The organism is Sphingomonas sp. Leaf5 (assembly GCF_001421155.1).
GTDB lineage: Bacteria > Pseudomonadota > Alphaproteobacteria > Sphingomonadales > Sphingomonadaceae > Sphingomonas.
On the sequence record NZ_LMJZ01000001.1, the window covers coordinates 89,150 to 103,504 of the forward strand.

17 protein-coding genes and 1 tRNA gene are annotated in these 14,355 nt (G+C 65.5%); 12 read left to right on the plus strand and 6 right to left on the minus strand.

The features are described from left to right. Nucleotide 1 precedes the first annotated feature (1 nt). Complete coding sequence (hisB, locus tag ASE50_RS00410) at nucleotides 2–589, minus strand: imidazoleglycerol-phosphate dehydratase HisB (RefSeq protein WP_056395546.1); 588 nt, start codon at nucleotides 587–589, stop codon at nucleotides 2–4. An 81-nt stretch (nucleotides 590–670) separates the two neighbouring features. Between hisB and ASE50_RS00415 the strand changes: the two genes are divergently transcribed. The 6 genes from ASE50_RS00415 (at nucleotide 671) to gmk (ending at nucleotide 4,433) form a co-directional block, all read left to right on the plus strand. Then, nucleotides 671–1,153: an SspB family protein gene (locus ASE50_RS00415; protein ID WP_056003134.1), complete on the plus strand. Its 483-nt coding sequence runs from the start codon at nucleotides 671–673 to the stop codon at nucleotides 1,151–1,153. Next, complete coding sequence (locus ASE50_RS00420; RefSeq protein ID WP_056394237.1) at nucleotides 1,150–1,566, plus strand: GNAT family N-acetyltransferase; 417 nt, start codon at nucleotides 1,150–1,152, stop codon at nucleotides 1,564–1,566. Before ASE50_RS00415 ends, ASE50_RS00420 begins: the two co-directional genes overlap by 4 nt. Nucleotides 1,567–1,588: 22 nt before the next feature. Continuing rightward, a complete protein-coding gene (gene fumC / locus ASE50_RS00425) occupies nucleotides 1,589–2,974 on the plus strand; it encodes a class II fumarate hydratase (protein WP_056394240.1) in 1,386 nt (461 codons plus the stop codon). 224 nt (nucleotides 2,975–3,198) lie between these two features. After that, complete coding sequence (locus tag ASE50_RS00430; protein ID WP_056394243.1) at nucleotides 3,199–3,417, plus strand: hypothetical protein; 219 nt, start codon at nucleotides 3,199–3,201, stop codon at nucleotides 3,415–3,417. After that, on the plus strand, nucleotides 3,414–3,620 hold the full coding sequence (locus ASE50_RS00435) for a hypothetical protein (RefSeq protein WP_056394246.1): 207 nt from the start codon (nucleotides 3,414–3,416) through the stop codon (nucleotides 3,618–3,620). Before ASE50_RS00430 ends, ASE50_RS00435 begins: the two co-directional genes overlap by 4 nt. 150 nt (nucleotides 3,621–3,770) lie before the next feature. Then, nucleotides 3,771–4,433 (plus strand): guanylate kinase, encoded by a 663-nt coding sequence (gmk, locus tag ASE50_RS00440; RefSeq protein ID WP_056394248.1) that lies wholly within the window; start codon nucleotides 3,771–3,773, stop codon nucleotides 4,431–4,433. A 39-nt stretch (nucleotides 4,434–4,472) separates the two neighbouring features. Here the strand turns inward: gmk and ASE50_RS00445 are convergent, their stop codons facing one another. The 4 genes from ASE50_RS00445 to ASE50_RS00460 all read right to left on the minus strand — a co-directional run bounded on the left by ASE50_RS00445 (nucleotide 4,473) and on the right by ASE50_RS00460 (nucleotide 7,967). After that, the gene (locus ASE50_RS00445) at nucleotides 4,473–5,693 is read right to left on the minus strand and encodes an SDR family oxidoreductase (protein WP_056394253.1); all 1,221 of its coding nucleotides are present in this window, start codon (nucleotides 5,691–5,693) and stop codon (nucleotides 4,473–4,475) included. Between the two features lie 65 nt (nucleotides 5,694–5,758). Then, a complete protein-coding gene (locus ASE50_RS00450; RefSeq protein ID WP_235512061.1) occupies nucleotides 5,759–5,953 on the minus strand; it encodes a DUF1289 domain-containing protein in 195 nt (64 codons plus the stop codon). A gap of 13 nt (nucleotides 5,954–5,966) precedes the next feature. Then, nucleotides 5,967–7,382, minus strand: a complete 1,416-nt coding sequence (locus ASE50_RS00455; RefSeq protein WP_056394259.1) for a DEAD/DEAH box helicase — start codon at nucleotides 7,380–7,382, stop codon at nucleotides 5,967–5,969. A gap of 108 nt (nucleotides 7,383–7,490) precedes the next feature. Continuing rightward, nucleotides 7,491–7,967: a hypothetical protein gene (locus ASE50_RS00460; protein WP_056394261.1), complete on the minus strand. Its 477-nt coding sequence runs from the start codon at nucleotides 7,965–7,967 to the stop codon at nucleotides 7,491–7,493. Between the two features lie 76 nt (nucleotides 7,968–8,043). Between ASE50_RS00460 and ASE50_RS00465 the strand changes: the two genes are divergently transcribed. The 3 genes from ASE50_RS00465 to ASE50_RS00475 all read left to right on the plus strand — a co-directional run bounded on the left by ASE50_RS00465 (nucleotide 8,044) and on the right by ASE50_RS00475 (nucleotide 10,883). Next, nucleotides 8,044–9,486: an FAD-binding oxidoreductase gene (locus tag ASE50_RS00465; protein ID WP_056394262.1), complete on the plus strand. Its 1,443-nt coding sequence runs from the start codon at nucleotides 8,044–8,046 to the stop codon at nucleotides 9,484–9,486. A gap of 78 nt (nucleotides 9,487–9,564) precedes the next feature. Continuing rightward, nucleotides 9,565–10,350, plus strand: a complete 786-nt coding sequence (locus tag ASE50_RS00470) for a SapC family protein (RefSeq protein ID WP_056394265.1) — start codon at nucleotides 9,565–9,567, stop codon at nucleotides 10,348–10,350. Then, nucleotides 10,350–10,883: a cytochrome b gene (locus ASE50_RS00475; RefSeq protein ID WP_056394268.1), complete on the plus strand. Its 534-nt coding sequence runs from the start codon at nucleotides 10,350–10,352 to the stop codon at nucleotides 10,881–10,883. The genes ASE50_RS00470 and ASE50_RS00475 overlap by 1 nt, the downstream gene beginning before the upstream one ends. Before the next feature lie 184 nt (nucleotides 10,884–11,067). Here the strand turns inward: ASE50_RS00475 and ASE50_RS00480 are convergent, their stop codons facing one another. After that, on the minus strand, nucleotides 11,068–11,928 hold the full coding sequence (locus tag ASE50_RS00480) for an N-formylglutamate amidohydrolase (RefSeq protein ID WP_056394272.1): 861 nt from the start codon (nucleotides 11,926–11,928) through the stop codon (nucleotides 11,068–11,070). A 101-nt stretch (nucleotides 11,929–12,029) separates the two neighbouring features. Here ASE50_RS00480 and cpdR point away from each other — a divergent pair, with 101 nt between their 5' ends. The 3 genes from cpdR to ASE50_RS00495 all read left to right on the plus strand — a co-directional run bounded on the left by cpdR (nucleotide 12,030) and on the right by ASE50_RS00495 (nucleotide 14,054). Then, complete coding sequence (gene cpdR, locus ASE50_RS00485) at nucleotides 12,030–12,407, plus strand: cell cycle two-component system response regulator CpdR (RefSeq protein ID WP_056394277.1); 378 nt, start codon at nucleotides 12,030–12,032, stop codon at nucleotides 12,405–12,407. 75 nt (nucleotides 12,408–12,482) lie between these two features. Further along, a tRNA-Val gene (locus ASE50_RS00490) sits at nucleotides 12,483–12,557 on the plus strand. Nucleotides 12,558–12,962: 405 nt separating this feature from the next. Beyond that, complete coding sequence (locus ASE50_RS00495; protein WP_162235972.1) at nucleotides 12,963–14,054, plus strand: acyltransferase family protein; 1,092 nt, start codon at nucleotides 12,963–12,965, stop codon at nucleotides 14,052–14,054. The last annotated feature ends 301 nt before the right edge of the window (nucleotides 14,055–14,355 follow it).

Here is a 14,355-nt window from a genome sequence, read left to right on the forward strand (position 1 = left end):
GTCACAACACTCCCTTGGTCGAGGGGATGGCATCGCTCTTGCGCGGATCGATCTCGGTCGCGGTGCGCAAGGCGCGGGCCAGCCCCTTGAAGATGCTCTCGGCGATATGGTGGTTGTTGGTCCCGTACAGCGTCTCGACGTGCAGCGTGATGCCCGCCGCCTGTGCGAAGCTGTGGCAGAAATGGCCGAACATCTCGGTATCCATCGTGCCGAGCTGCGCCTGGGTGAACGCCACCTTCCATACCAGCCACGGCCGCCCCGAAATGTCCAAAGCGACACGGGTCAGCGTCTCGTCCATCGGCGACAGCGCGTCGCCATAGCGGCGGATGCCGCGCTTGTCGCCCAGCGCCTTGGCGAACGCCTCGCCAATGGCAATGCCGGTATCCTCGACCGTATGGTGCGCGTCGATATGCAGGTCGCCGAGCGTCCGCACGGTCAGGTCGATCAGCGAATGGCGGCTCAGCTGTTCGAGCATATGGTCGAAAAACCCGACGCCGGTCGACACGTCAAAGGTGCCGGTGCCGTCGAGATTGACCGTGACGTCGATCGACGTCTCGCTGGTCTTGCGGGCGATGGTGGCGGTGCGCATGGCCGTGTCCATAGCGCCTGCCGGCTCCCATGCAACGCAACGAATCTTGACGGGCGGGCAAACGCCGCTAACCCAAGGCCCATGAACCAGCCCGTCGCCGACAGCCTGATCCCGTATGACGAGATCGTCCAGGAAGCTTTGCGCGCCGTCGTCGGCCGCGTGCTCGGGCAGGTATCCGCCACCGGCGCACTGCCCGGCGAGCATCATTTCTACATCACGTTCAAGACGCAGGCACCGGGCGTCGACATCCCCCGGCGGCTGATCGAACGGTTTCCGGACGAGATGACGATCGTCATCCAGCATCGTTTCTGGGACCTGACCGTCGATGCCGAACGGTTTTCGGTGGGGCTGAGCTTCGGCGGCATTCCGTCGACGCTGGTCATTCCGTTCGCGGCGATTACCGGTTTCCACGATCCGGCGGTCAATTTCGAACTGCGCTTTCAGGCGAATGACGAACCGGGCGACGAGCCCGAACCGCATGATCCGCCCGAAAACGACGCGCCGATCGCTACCAGCGAGGACGGATCGAACGTCGTCGCGGTGGACTTCAAACGCAAGAAGTGACGATCGAGGTCGTCGCCGCGCCGGGTGAGGGCGAGCGCGAGGCAATCCTGCGCATCCTGTCGGCGCATAACGATGCCGCGGTCGAGCCGACCGAACGTCGGCAGGTCGCGATCGTGGTCCGCGACGACGCCGGCATGATCACCGGCGGGCTGTGGGGCAAGATCGGCTATCGCTGGCTGTTCGTCGAGTTTCTGGCGGTTTCCCCGGCGTTGAAGGGGCAGGGGATCGGCCGCGACCTGATGCAGCGGGCCGAGGAACTGGCGCGCGCGGCGGATTGCATCGGCATCTGGCTCGACACGTTCAGCTTTCAGGCGCGCGGCTTCTACGAAAAACTGGGCTTCGGCCATTTCGGCACGATCGACGATTTCCCGCCGGGCCATGCGCGCTTCTTCCTGTCGAAACGGATCGACTGACGCGCCCACGGGTTCTCGGGAGATGACTGATACCCGTACCGAAACCGACTCGATCGGCGCGATCGAGGTTCCCGCCGACGCCTATTGGGGCGCGCAGACCGAACGATCGATCGAGAATTTCCCCTTTCCCCCGTCCGAACGGATGCCGATCGGCATCGTCCATGCGCTGGCGATCGTGAAGCAGGCGGCGGCGCGGGTGAATCGGGCCCATGGTCTGGAGGGCAGCATCGCCGACGCCATCGAGGCAGCGGCGCGCGAGGTGATTGAGGGCAAGCTCGACGATCAGTTCCCGCTGGTCATCTGGCAGACCGGCAGCGGGACCCAATCGAACATGAACGCCAATGAAGTGATCGCCGGGCGCGCCAACGAGGTGCTGACCGGCACGCGTGGCGGCAAGTCGCCGGTCCACCCCAACGACCATGTGAACAAGGGGCAGTCGTCGAACGACAGTTTCCCGACCGCGCTGCACGTCGCGGCGGTCGTCGCGCTGAACCGCGACCTGCTCCCTGCGCTCGACCGGCTGGCGGACTCGCTGGCGGCAAAGGCGAAGGAATGGGCTGATATCGTCAAGATCGGGCGCACCCATTTGCAGGACGCGACGCCGCTGACGCTGGGGCAGGAAATTTCGGGCTATGTCGCGCAGTTGCGCGATGCGAAGCGGCGGTTGCATGCGGCCGAAGGGGACCTGCTCCGCCTCGCGCAGGGTGGGACCGCAGTCGGCACCGGCCTGAACGCCGCCCCCGGTTTTGCCGAGGGGGTGGCAGCGGAGATCGCCGCGATCACCGGCCACGCCTTCGTCACCGCACCCAACAAGTTCGAGGCGCTGGCGTCGAACGATCCGCTGGTCCAGCTGTCGGGCACGCTCAATACGCTGGCGGTCGCGCTGACCAAGATCGCCAACGATATCCGACTGCTCGGTTCCGGCCCCCGCTCGGGACTGGGTGAGATCGACCTGCCGGCGAACGAACCCGGCAGTTCGATCATGCCGGGCAAGGTCAACCCGACCCAGTGTGAGATGCTGACCATGGTCGCGGCGCAGGTGATGGGCAACCACCTGTCGGTGACGGTGGGCGGGATGCAGGGGCATCTCGAACTCAATGTCTTCAAGCCGCTGATCGGCGCAGCGGTGCTGCGCTCGGTCGATCTGCTCAGCGTCGGCATGACCAGCTTCGCCGATCGGTGCGTCGACGGGATCGAGCCGAACCGCGCGCGGATCGGCGAACTGGTCGAACGTTCGCTGATGCTGGTCACCGCGCTCGCGCCCGAGATCGGCTATGACAATGCCGCCAAGATCGCCAAGCACGCCCATGCCGAGGGGCTGACGCTGCGCGAAGCCGGGCTGGCGCTGGGGCTGGTCGATGCGGCGACGTTCGATCGGCTAGTCCGGCCGGAGACGATGGTCGGATAACGCCGATCGCTGTCCTACACGGCCGGCCTGTGCCATGCCGTCGGCTGGGCGTCGTTGCCCGCGTTATTTGACAAGGTGGCTCGGTGGCTTCGCGCAACGCCCGCAAGCGGTGCGAGTGTGACTTTTGTGACCTTTGGCATCGACGCGTGGTTGGCATGACCATGCTGCACGGAACATCCCGGCCCTTCCCGCGCTGTATGTGTATAATCTTAGCGAGGGTAATCATGGGTGCGACGACGATAGGGGCACTGGTCGGTGCCGCGATCGACAAGATGAGCGGCGACGATGACTCGAGCGTCGATGGCGCGATCAAGGGTGCGATTGTCGCCAATGTCCTGAAAGTCGTGGTGCCCATGGCGATTACTTACGCTGTCGGCTGGGCCGTCTTGCGCGGCGCAGGCGAGCTGAAGGCACAATTGTTCGAAACGGAGAATGCAGCATGATCGGACGTATTATCGGCGCACTGGTCGGGCGCAAAATGGATCGCCGCGACGGACGTGGTGGTGTGAAGGGTGCGGCGATGGGCTGGGTCGCCGGCAGCGTGATGCGGCGCATGGGGCCGCTCGGCATGATCCTCGGCGGCGGCTATGCCGCGAAAAAGGCCTATGACCGCCGCAAGCTCGACAAGATGCGGCGCGGTTATTGATGGTTTTGCGGTTCCCGCCGATCGCGGAAACCGCAGCCGCCCGGCGCATCGGGCGGGCACGCTATCCGCGACACGTAAGTGAACATCAGGGGCGACGGGATTCCGTCGCCCCTTGACGTCGTGCGCCCGCACGCGCGATGAGGCCCCGCCATGAGCCATCTGCCAGACCCCGACCTCCACGGCTTCAAGCGCCGGGGGCTGTTGTTCGTCCTGTCCTCTCCATCCGGGGCGGGCAAGTCGACGATCGCACGCAAGCTGCTGGCCGCCGAAACCGACCTGTCGATGTCGGTGTCCGCCACCACGCGCGGACCGCGCGAGGGGGAAGTCGACGGCAAGGATTACCACTTCGTCGATCTGGAAGAATTTCGGCGCATGGTGTCGGCCCATGAATTTCTCGAATGGGCGCATGTGTTCGGCAACCGCTACGGCACGCCCCGCGCGCCGGTCGAAGCGATGCTGAGCGCGGGCAAGGACGTACTGTTCGATATCGACTGGCAGGGCGCCCAACAGCTGTTCCAGATTGCCGGCGGTGACGTCGTCCGCGTCTTCATCCTGCCGCCGTCGATGGCCGAGCTGCGCCAACGGCTGGTGTCGCGCAACACCGACAGCGTCGAGGTGATCGACGCCCGCATGGCGCGATCGGCGGCCGAGGTCAGCCATTGGGACAGCTATGACTATGTGCTGGTCAACGACGATGTCGAGGATTGCTTCCGCAAGGTGCAGACGATCCTCGCTGCGGAACGGCTGCGCCGGTCGCGGCAGACCGGGCTGATCGGCTTCATCCGCAAGCTGCTGCGCGCGCCGGGCGAGTGAAGCCGCCCTCCCCCGGAAGGGAGGGGCGGCGTCTGGCGTTCAGGGGTGTGCGACCTTGATATCGGCCGCATTCGGCGCTTCGACCGCGCCGACCGGACGTTCGGAAAACACCGGTTCGTGCGGTTCGGGGATCGTGCCCTCATCGGCGATCCCCGCCGCATAGGAAGCCGACGAATCGCTGCCGTCCGCCTGATGCGCCGTGGTCGGCGGCGGCAGCAACTTCACCTCGTCGTCGGTCCGGCGCGGTGTCGATCCGCGGAGCGACAGCAGCATGCCCGCCGCGACGCCGACTCCGCCCAAGATCGCCATGGTCGTCCATGGTCGCATCTGCGCTTCGAGCGCGAAGCTCTGCTTGCGGACATGATTGTCCTGGTTCGACCGTTCGCGGCCGTCCTTGCGCGGTTCGAACAGATTGTCCTTGGCACCGGGCGTCGCGGGGGTGGCGATCGTCTGCGCCTCTTCCTTGAAGAACATTTCCATGAACCGGTCGGCGCTGCGCGGCAGCAGGTTGCTCATCTTGGTCATCGCCATGCCGGTGCCGCCGATGGTCAGGTCGCGCTTGGGATGGGCAGCGGCGAAGCAGATCGCCTTGGCGACCAGTTCGGGATCATAGACGACCGGCGGGACGCGCGCCGGCTTGTCCATGCGGTTGCGGGCATGCTCGGGATAGGGGGTGTCGATCGCGGCGGGTTTGATCAACGTCACCGATACCGGGCGGCCTTCGGCCTCCATCTCCATCCGGAACGCTTCGGTAAAGCCCTGCACCGCATGTTTCATCGCGCTGTACGCGCCCTGCACCGGCACCGACCGGTCGGACAGGATCGACCCGAGATTGACGATCGCCCCGCCGCCCCGCGCCGTCAGTTCGCGCGCCGCATAGAGCGAGGCGGCGACGGTCGCGAAATAGCCGACGTCGAACACCCGGCGCTGCTCATCGATGCCGGTCGCCTCCAACCGCGCATAGAGCGCGACGGCGGCGTCGTTCACCCAGGTGTCGAACCCGCCGAACGCCTCGCGTGCCTTCGCTCCGATCCGTTCAGGAGCATCGGCGGCGGTGATGTCGATCGCGAGGAACTCCGCCTTGCCGCCGCGCAGCAGGATCGATTCGGTCGCCTCGCGCAGCGCGTCTTCGTTGCGGGCGACCAGCAGCACCTTCGCGCCTTCACGCGCCGCGCGGCGGGCGGTGGCGAGGCCGATCCCCGACGAGGCACCGGTGATGACGATGGTCTGTTCGGACAGCGGCTTGAGCGTGACGGCCATGGGGGGAACCTCCGAATGTCTGGATGGCGCGCTAACGCACGGCAACCGTCCGGGGTCCGGGCAAGCTATTGTTCCAGCACCGCCATCCGTTGCGGCAGCACCGCCATCACCGCGCGGCGCGCCTCACTGTCGATCGCGGTCCAGCGCGCGATCTCGTCGCGCGTCCGTCCGCAGCCGAGGCACCAGCCGGTGTCGGTATCGATCGAACAGACCAGCACGCAGGGGCTTTCGATCGCCTGCGCAGCGACCGGTTCGAACACGTCGTCCACCGGATCAGAGCGGGATGCGGACATTCAGGAAGGCGGGGACGGGGCCGTTCCAGCCGCCATCCTCGACCGCGTCCTGCTGGACGTAGCGGGCCGGGCGTTCGTCGCGCTGCTGGGGTGCGCGTTCCTCGCGTTCGCGACGGGGGCGGCGTTCCTCGCGCTCGGCGCGTGGCGCACGCTCGGCACGCGGTTCGCGCTCGCGCGGGGCCTCGGGTGCCTCGGCTTCGGCGGCGGGACGGCTGCGACGGCCACGGCGCGGTGCTTCCTCGACCGCCTCAACCTCGGCGGTTGCCGGTTCGGGGGCGGCATCGTCCATGTTCAGGACCGGGATCTTCTGTCCGGTCAGCTTTTCGATATTGGCGATATTCTCGGCATCATCGGGCGTGACCAGCGTATAGGCGATGCCGGTCGCGCCACCGCGGCCGGTGCGCCCGATACGATGGACATAATCGTCGGGATGCCACGGCGCGTCATAGTTGAAGACGTGGCTCACGCCCTTCACGTCGAGGCCGCGCGCCGCGACGTCCGAGGCGACGAGGATCGAGACGTCCCCCGATTTGAAGCGTTCCAGTTCGGCGATGCGGGCGGACTGGTCCATGTCGCCATGGATTTCGGCCGAGCGGAAGCGGGCGCGCTGCAGGCTCTTGTTCAGTTCGCGGACCGTCGTCTTGCGATTGCAGAAGATGATCGCGTTGCGGACCTCCTCGGTCGCCAGCAGCGTGCGCAGCACTTCGCGCTTCTTCGCGGCGCTGACCGGTACGACATGCTGCGCGATGTTCAGATTGGTCGATGCCGGACGCGACACCTCGATCGTCTTGGGATTGTCGAGGAACTTGTCGGCCAGCTTCTTGATCGGCGGCGGCATGGTGGCCGAGAACAACAGCGTCTGACGCTGTTTGGGCAGCTTGGTGCAGATTTCCTCGATATCGGGAATGAACCCCATGTCGAGCATCCGGTCGGCTTCGTCGATGACCAGCATCGAACAGCCGGTCAGCAGAATCTTCCCGCGCGTGAACAGGTCCATCAGCCGGCCCGGCGTCGCGATCAGCACGTCGACGCCCTTTTCGAGCGCGGCGAGCTGGTCGCCCATCGACACGCCGCCGATCAGCAGCGCCATCGACAGCTTGTGGTTCGCGCCATATTTCTCAAAATTCTCGGCAACCTGCGCGGCGAGTTCGCGCGTCGGTTCGAGGATCAGCGAGCGTGGCATCCGTGCCCGACTGCGCCCCTGCGCCAAAATGTCGATCATCGGCAGCACGAACGACGCGGTCTTGCCGGTGCCGGTCTGGGCGATCGCGACCAGATCGCGCATCATCAGCACCGACGGGATCGCCGCCGCCTGAATCGGAGTCGGTTCGGTATAGCCCGAATCGTTGACGGAACGCAGCAGTTCGTCGGACAGGCCGAGATCGGCGAAGGTCATTGCGGTTCCATGGCTGGGGAACGCAACAGGCCCGCGCTCCGGTAAATCGGACCGCGCGTCGCGGAAAATGTCCGAAAAGTCAAGGTTGGCGTGTGCGCCGTCCGCAATTCAGCGCGCCGGGACCAGCGCGCGGAACTGCGCGATCCGGCATTGTCCGCCGGTGCGTGAGCGGATGACGTCGCGCGACGCGCACATCCGCCCGTCGCTGCTCGGTTTGATATACATGCCGGCATAGAAATCGAGCGACGGGCAATTGTCGGCGAGCCGCGCCCGCACCCGCCCGCCACCGTTCAGCAACAGATCGACGCTGTCGGTGCGGCTGATCGTCACCGCCGCGACATTCTGTAGGGGCAGGCAGCGGTCGGTACGTTTTTCGATCCACTGGATCGGCGGCAGCGCACGCGGCGCACTGAACGCGACGGGGGCGAAGGGCGCGCGGGGGACGCGAATGATCATCCGCTGGATGCGCATCTCGGTCCGCAACACCGTCGTCGCCGGCGGGTCGGCGAGCCGGCGCTGCGCGGCACCGGGCAGCGCGAGCAGGAGCAACATCAGGGTCGCTGCGGGAAGCGGCAGGGCGGTCACGCGGTGAACATCTCCGATCGGAATTTAACCGCAGATGAACTGGTCGCAAGGGGATAGCGGTGCTACCGCCCGGTCCATGATGCCGTCGCCCGTCGCCGCGATGGTCGCCGATGCCCGTGCGGGGCTGGGCGACCGGATCGTCACCACCGATGTCGAACGGATCGCGCCGTGGCTGACCGACTGGCGCGGGCGCTTTCATGGGCGAAGCGCGGCGCTGTTCGAACCTTCCGCTACGGAACAGGTCGCTGCGCTGGTCGCGCTGGCCGCGAAACATGGTGTGCCGATCGTGCCGCAGGGCGGCAACACGTCGATGGTCGGCGGCGCGACCCCGCCAGCGCAGGGCGACGCGGTGCTGCTGTCGCTCCGGCGGATGGATCGGTTGCGGCGTATCGATCCGGGACAGGCGGTCGCCGAAGCAGGCGTCATCCTTCAGAACCTGCACGAAGCCGCCGCCAATACCGACCAGCGATTCCCGCTGACGCTGGGCGCGCGGGGCAGTGCGACGATCGGCGGGCTGGTGTCGACCAATGCCGGCGGGACGCAGGTGCTGCGCTGGGGCAATATGCGGCGGCTGGTGCTGGGCGTCGAGGCGGTGCTGCCCGACGGATCGGTGCATGACGGGCTGGCGGTACTGCCCAAGGACAATCGCGGGTACGACCTAACGCAGTTGCTGGTCGGGGCGGAGGGTACGCTCGGCATCGTCACCGCCGCGACCTTGCGGCTGGCCCCGGCCATCGCCGAACGTGCCGTCGCCTGGGTCGGGATCGGCGATCCGCAGGCGGGGCTGGACCTGCTGCGCGCGATGCAGGCAAAGACCGACCGGATCGAGAGTTTCGAGATCATCCCCGCCGATACGCTAACGCTGGCCGTCGCGCATGTGCCCGGCGCGCGTGCGCCGCTGGTGGGCGACCATCCGTGGCAGTTGCTGATCGAGGCGGTCGCGGCCCCCGGCGAATCGCCGCCTGCGGCCCTGCTCGAAACGCTGCTCGCCGATGGGTTCGCCGCAGGACGGATCGAGGATGCGGTGCTCGCCACCAGCGAAGCGCAGGCTGACGCCTTTTGGCGGTTGCGCGATTCGCTGTCGGCGGCGGAGAAATCGACCGGGCCGGCGGTCCAGCATGATATTTCGGTGCCGGTCGACACCATGCCGCGGTTCATGACGCAGGCGGCCGCGGCCGCGGAGGCGCGCTTTCCCGGCACCCATGCCACCGCCTTCGGCCATCTGGGCGACGGCAATGTCCATTTCCACGTCCGCGCGCCAATGGGTGTCGACCCGGCCCGCTGGTATGCGCAGGACGCGCCGGTAATCACCCGCTTCGTCCATGACGCGGTGACGGCGGCGGGCGGGTCGATCTCGGCAGAACATGGCATCGGCCAGATGAAACTGGCCGAACTGGACCGGCTGGGTCCGCCCGCCCGGCTGGCGGCGTTGCGCGCGATCAAGGCCGGGCTGGACCCCCTAGGGCTGTTCAATCCGGGCAAGCTCGTATCGCTTGCGCCCCGCGCGACCAATCCATAGACGGTGGCACGAGGTACGCCCGGGGGGGCGGCCGTCCGGCAATCAGCCGGACCGAATTGAGTATCTGGAGACCCTGAAATGGCCAGCGCGCCGCAGAATCAATCGCTTCCGCTGTTCTACAACCAGCTCGAACCGCTTTCGAGCCAGACGCACGGCAACTGGAAGGTCCGTTCGTCGGATCGTGCGCCGTTCCTGACCGGGCAGCATGCGATTCCCGTCACGGTCGAGGAATTCCCGCTGGTGCAGCGCCGGATGCCGATTGTCTTTTCGGTCGGTGACGATCCCGTGCCGCTGGCGCTGATGGGCCTGAACGAAGGCGTCAACACCTTCCTCGACGACGATGGCCGGTTGATCGACCCCGAAACCTACATCCCGGCCTATATCCGCCGCTATCCCTATCTCCTCGCGCGCCTGCGCCCGGAGTCGGACGAACTGTCGCTGTGCTTCGATCCGACGTCGGACGTGATCGGTCCGTTCGAAGAGGGCGAGCCGCTGTTCGACGGCGATCAGCCCAGCGAAGTCACCAAGCAGATCCTCGCCTTCAACGAGCAATTCGAGCAGGCCGGGCAGAAGACCGGCATGTTCATGAAGGAGATCAAGGACATGGGCCTGCTGATGGACGGCGAAGTGTCGATCCAGCAGGAAGGCAACGACCAGCCGTTCGTCTATCGCGGTTTCCAGATGATCTCGGAAGAAAAGCTGAACGAGCTGCGCGGCGACCAGCTGCGCAAGATGCAGCAGTCGGGCATGCTGCCGCTGATCTTCGCGCACCTGTTCTCGCTGTCGCTGATGCGGGACGTGTTCGCGCGGCAGATGCGGCAGGGCAAGGTGCAGGCGCAGCCGGCGGCGGTTCCCACCTTCTGATGCGCGGCACCCGGCCGTTCCACGCCCAGCGTTATTCGCGCGGTGCGATCTTCTTTCACTGGACGATCGCGCTGCTCGTGCTGGTCAATCTGTGGATCGGCCTGGTCGGCGGGTCGATGGGCGTTCACAAGGCGGTCGGCATCACCGTGCTGGTGCTGACCGCCGGGCGCATCGTCTGGCGTATCGCCAACCCGCCGCCGCCACTGCCCGCCTTCGTTGCGGGTTGGGAACGGCTGGCGGCGAGCTGGACGCATCGCCTGTTCTATGGGTTGCTGATCGTCCTGCCGTTGAGCGGTTGGGCGATGGTGTCGGGGGCCAGGCGCTATCCGCTCGACTGGTTCGGGCTGTTCCCGATCCCGTATCTGCCGATTACACCTGTCGTTGCCGGGGCCGGTCATGAGGTCCATGAAGTCGGCGGCTTCCTGATGGCCGGACTGGTCGCGCTCCATGTCGGCGCGGCGCTGCGGCACCAGTTCCTGCTGCGCGACGGTATCGTTTCGCGCATGCTGCCGGGCGGACGGCGGACGCGCTAAGGCGCGTTGCGATAAAGTCACGGTCAAATGTAAAAAGGCTCTTGAAGCCGTCCGGACAGCTACCTAAATAGTGGTTACACGGTTCGATGTCCCCCCTTTCGTTGGACCGTGCGGCGCGTTTCACGCGCCTCCTCCCTGAACCTTGGCCACTCCGTGTTATACACGGGGTGGCTTTTTTCTTGAGCTATTCCGCTGCGATGCGGCGCGTCATGTTCAGCGCGACGTCGGCTGCCCGGTCGAGCACGGCCCGCACCAGCGCGATGGTCTTGCCGAGGCCCGCACCGGGCCGGTCGAGCGCCTCGTCGAGGTACAGGTTGCGGTCGATCTCCAGTTGCAGCGCATGGATGTCGGCGCGCGGCCGGGCGTGTTCCGACAGGATATGGCCGCCGGCATAGGGATGGTTGATCGCCAGCGGCAGCCCATGATCGCGCACTACCGCCGCGATCGATGCGGTCAGCTGTCCGCCCGCGCTCCGCCCGTACCGGTCACCGAGCACGATCTGCGCGGGCGTGAGCCCAACCAGCGGCGGCATCGAATGCAGGTCGAGCAGGATGGCGATGCCGAATCGGGCATGCGCCGCCGCCAGTGCCGCCGCCACCGCAGCATGATACGGGGCGTGGTCCGTTGTGATTCGTTCGACCACTTCCGCATTGGTCAGCTTGCGTCGCCACATATTGTCTGCACCGCCGGCGCGACGGGGGATCAGCCCGATACCGCTGCGGACCTTGTCCGATGCGGCATGGCCGGCATTGCGTGGGTCCGCGCCCGCATCGACCTGCGGATCGCGGTCGCGCACCGGCGATCGGTTGAGGTCGATCCAGCCCCGCGCCCGTGTCGCCACCAGCATCGTTTCGTCGCGGTGCGCGCCCTGTGCGACCGCATCGACATACCGGTCCTCCAGCGCCGTCAGCCGCGCGACCGGCACCGTCAGCAGCGACAGCATCGCCGGCGGATAGTCGCGTCCGGCATGCGGCACCGACACCACCACGGGCGACACCGGATCGGCCGGACCGAAACGGCGAAAGGACAGGGGGGCGGGGATCATGTCCCGTACAGGATCACGGCCCGCCGCAGTTGTCGAGCATATCACTGGAAAATCTTAACCCGGACCGGCATACTGTCCGGGCTCGGGTCGAAGGGGTTGGGATGTACAGGATTTTGCTGGCCGAAGACGACCAGGTGATGCGCGAGTATCTTACGCGCGCGCTGGAACGTGCCGGCTATGGCGTCAGCGCGGTCGATCGCGGTACCGCGGCGATTCCGCTGTTGCGCACCGAAAGCTTCGACCTGTTGCTGACCGACATCGTTATGCCGGAAATGGACGGCATCGAACTGGCCCAGCGCGCCGGCGAGATGGTTCCCGACCTGCGCGTGATGTTCATCACCGGTTTCGCGGCGGTCACGCTCAAGGCGGGACGACAGGTGCCGCATGCCCGTATCCTGTCCAAGCCGTTCCACCTGCGCGAGCTGGTTGCCGAGGTCGACCGGCTGTTCGGGGAAGAAAGAGTGCCGACCAGCAATTAAGCGCTTGTCAGGCGGCAACCGCGCCGCTAACAGCGCCACTCCGGTTTCGATCTCTCCGGCAACAGAGAGATCGCCGGGCGCGTAGCTCAGTGGTAGAGCACTGTGTTGACATCGCAGGGGTCGCAAGTTCAATCCTTGCCGCGCCCACCATATAGAAAGCCCGTCAGGTGAATGCCTGGCGGGCTTTTTCGTTGTTGCGTTGGCTCGCCGACTCGATGGGCGCTTGGGGCATGTACGTTCTCCGCCTGCGCGACGCCTTGCAATTCCGATGGCATGGCGGTTGCGCCATGAAACGGCCCGTCCCGTATTCGACGCGTACTGGCGCGATCAGGCGACATCAGCCGGAAGTATTGCTAAGGCTGGTCCTTCCAAGCGGTCAGAATCACGGAAGAGTTAATCTCGCTTGGAAGGTCGTTCCGAAAAATCGGTTGAAATAAAAGGGGGTTGTATGTCATTGCGCCCCGGTCAGCTTTTGGGAGAGGGGTGGCCACAACTTCGGGGGAAGACGATATGGAATTGGCGCGGTCAGACCATCATGGGGAGGCACCGACGGACGTGCCGATCCGGAAACCGGCGCATATTCCGGCGCTTGACGGACTGCGGGGCGCTGCCGCGCTGCTGGTCGTGGTTTCCCATTTCCAGACCCTTGGCCTGTCCGATGATCATATTCCGCATTCGGGCACGTTCGGGGTCATGATCTTCTTCGTCCTCAGCGGCTTCCTGATGGGTCATCTTTACCTGTTCCGGCCGTTTGACGGAGCCGCCGTCACCCATTTCATGGCATCGCGCATCGCGCGGGTCATTCCGCTATTCTATGCGGTGATCATCGGCTCCTATATCGCATCGAACATCTTCGGCAGCGACTTCGTCTATTATCTGACGACCTTCGATACGCTGAAGCATTTGCTATTTGTCGGCAGCAAATACGTCTTCTGGTCGATCCCGCCCGAAGTCGAATTCTACGTCGTGTTCGTCGGTCTCTGGTATGTCGTCGCGCGGCGGCACGTCCTGCGCTATCTGCCGGTCTTCGGGTTCGGGCTGGCGGCGATGTTCGTCCTGCAACCGATGTTCCCTGGCATCACCGTCTTCAACTCGCTGCCAATTTTCCTCGCGGGCGTCAGCGCGGCGGTGCTGTGCCGCTTCGTGCAGTTCGACCGGATCGACAAGCGTTCGGCGACGATCGTCCAGTGTCTGGGGATCGTCCTGATGCTGTCGATCTTCGTGGAGTTCGTCTCGACCGATCCGACCAAGACCGGCTTCGGATGGGAGCGCGGACGCGTCTACGAAAGCCTGCCGATGGCGTTGCTGTTCGGCGCGTTCGTGCTGTCCTTCACGATCGATACGAAGTTCGCGCGCCTCTTCTTTGCGAACCGGGTCATGCGGCGGCTTGGAGCGTACAGCTTCTCAATCTATCTGCTGCACGAACCGGTCGCCGACACGGTCCAGAACGCGTTGCAGGCATGGAACGTCCCGATCGCCCTGCAGATTGCTGTCATTCTGGCCGCGGTCGTCGGCGTGGCGTCGGTCAGCTTCCGCCTGTACGAAATGCCGATGCAGTCGGCTGTCAGGCGCGCCATCCTGCGCCTCGACCGGTACCGGGTTCGCGGTGCCACGATGTGGCGTGAGGCGCGGGCGGGCAGCCGGTAGGCTGGTATGCTCGCGACCGGGGGGTGACGCCGCCCGCGCCTGAACGTTTGCCGCCGCTCGTTCAGAATACTTCAAGTTCTGGTGAACGGATAGGGTCAGCGCCGGTTCGAATTCTTTAAATCGAACAGGCTTGGGGTTTTAAACCCGAAGCATCTGGTACTTTAGTCCATAGACCAGCATTGCGATTGGTGTTCCGGATGTTTCGACTCCGAAGCTGTGAAACAGCATTATTTTATCTATAGTTGACCGGTCATCATGTCTCGCGCGGCTAACGGGTCGACCGCCATATTTGATTCGGGAC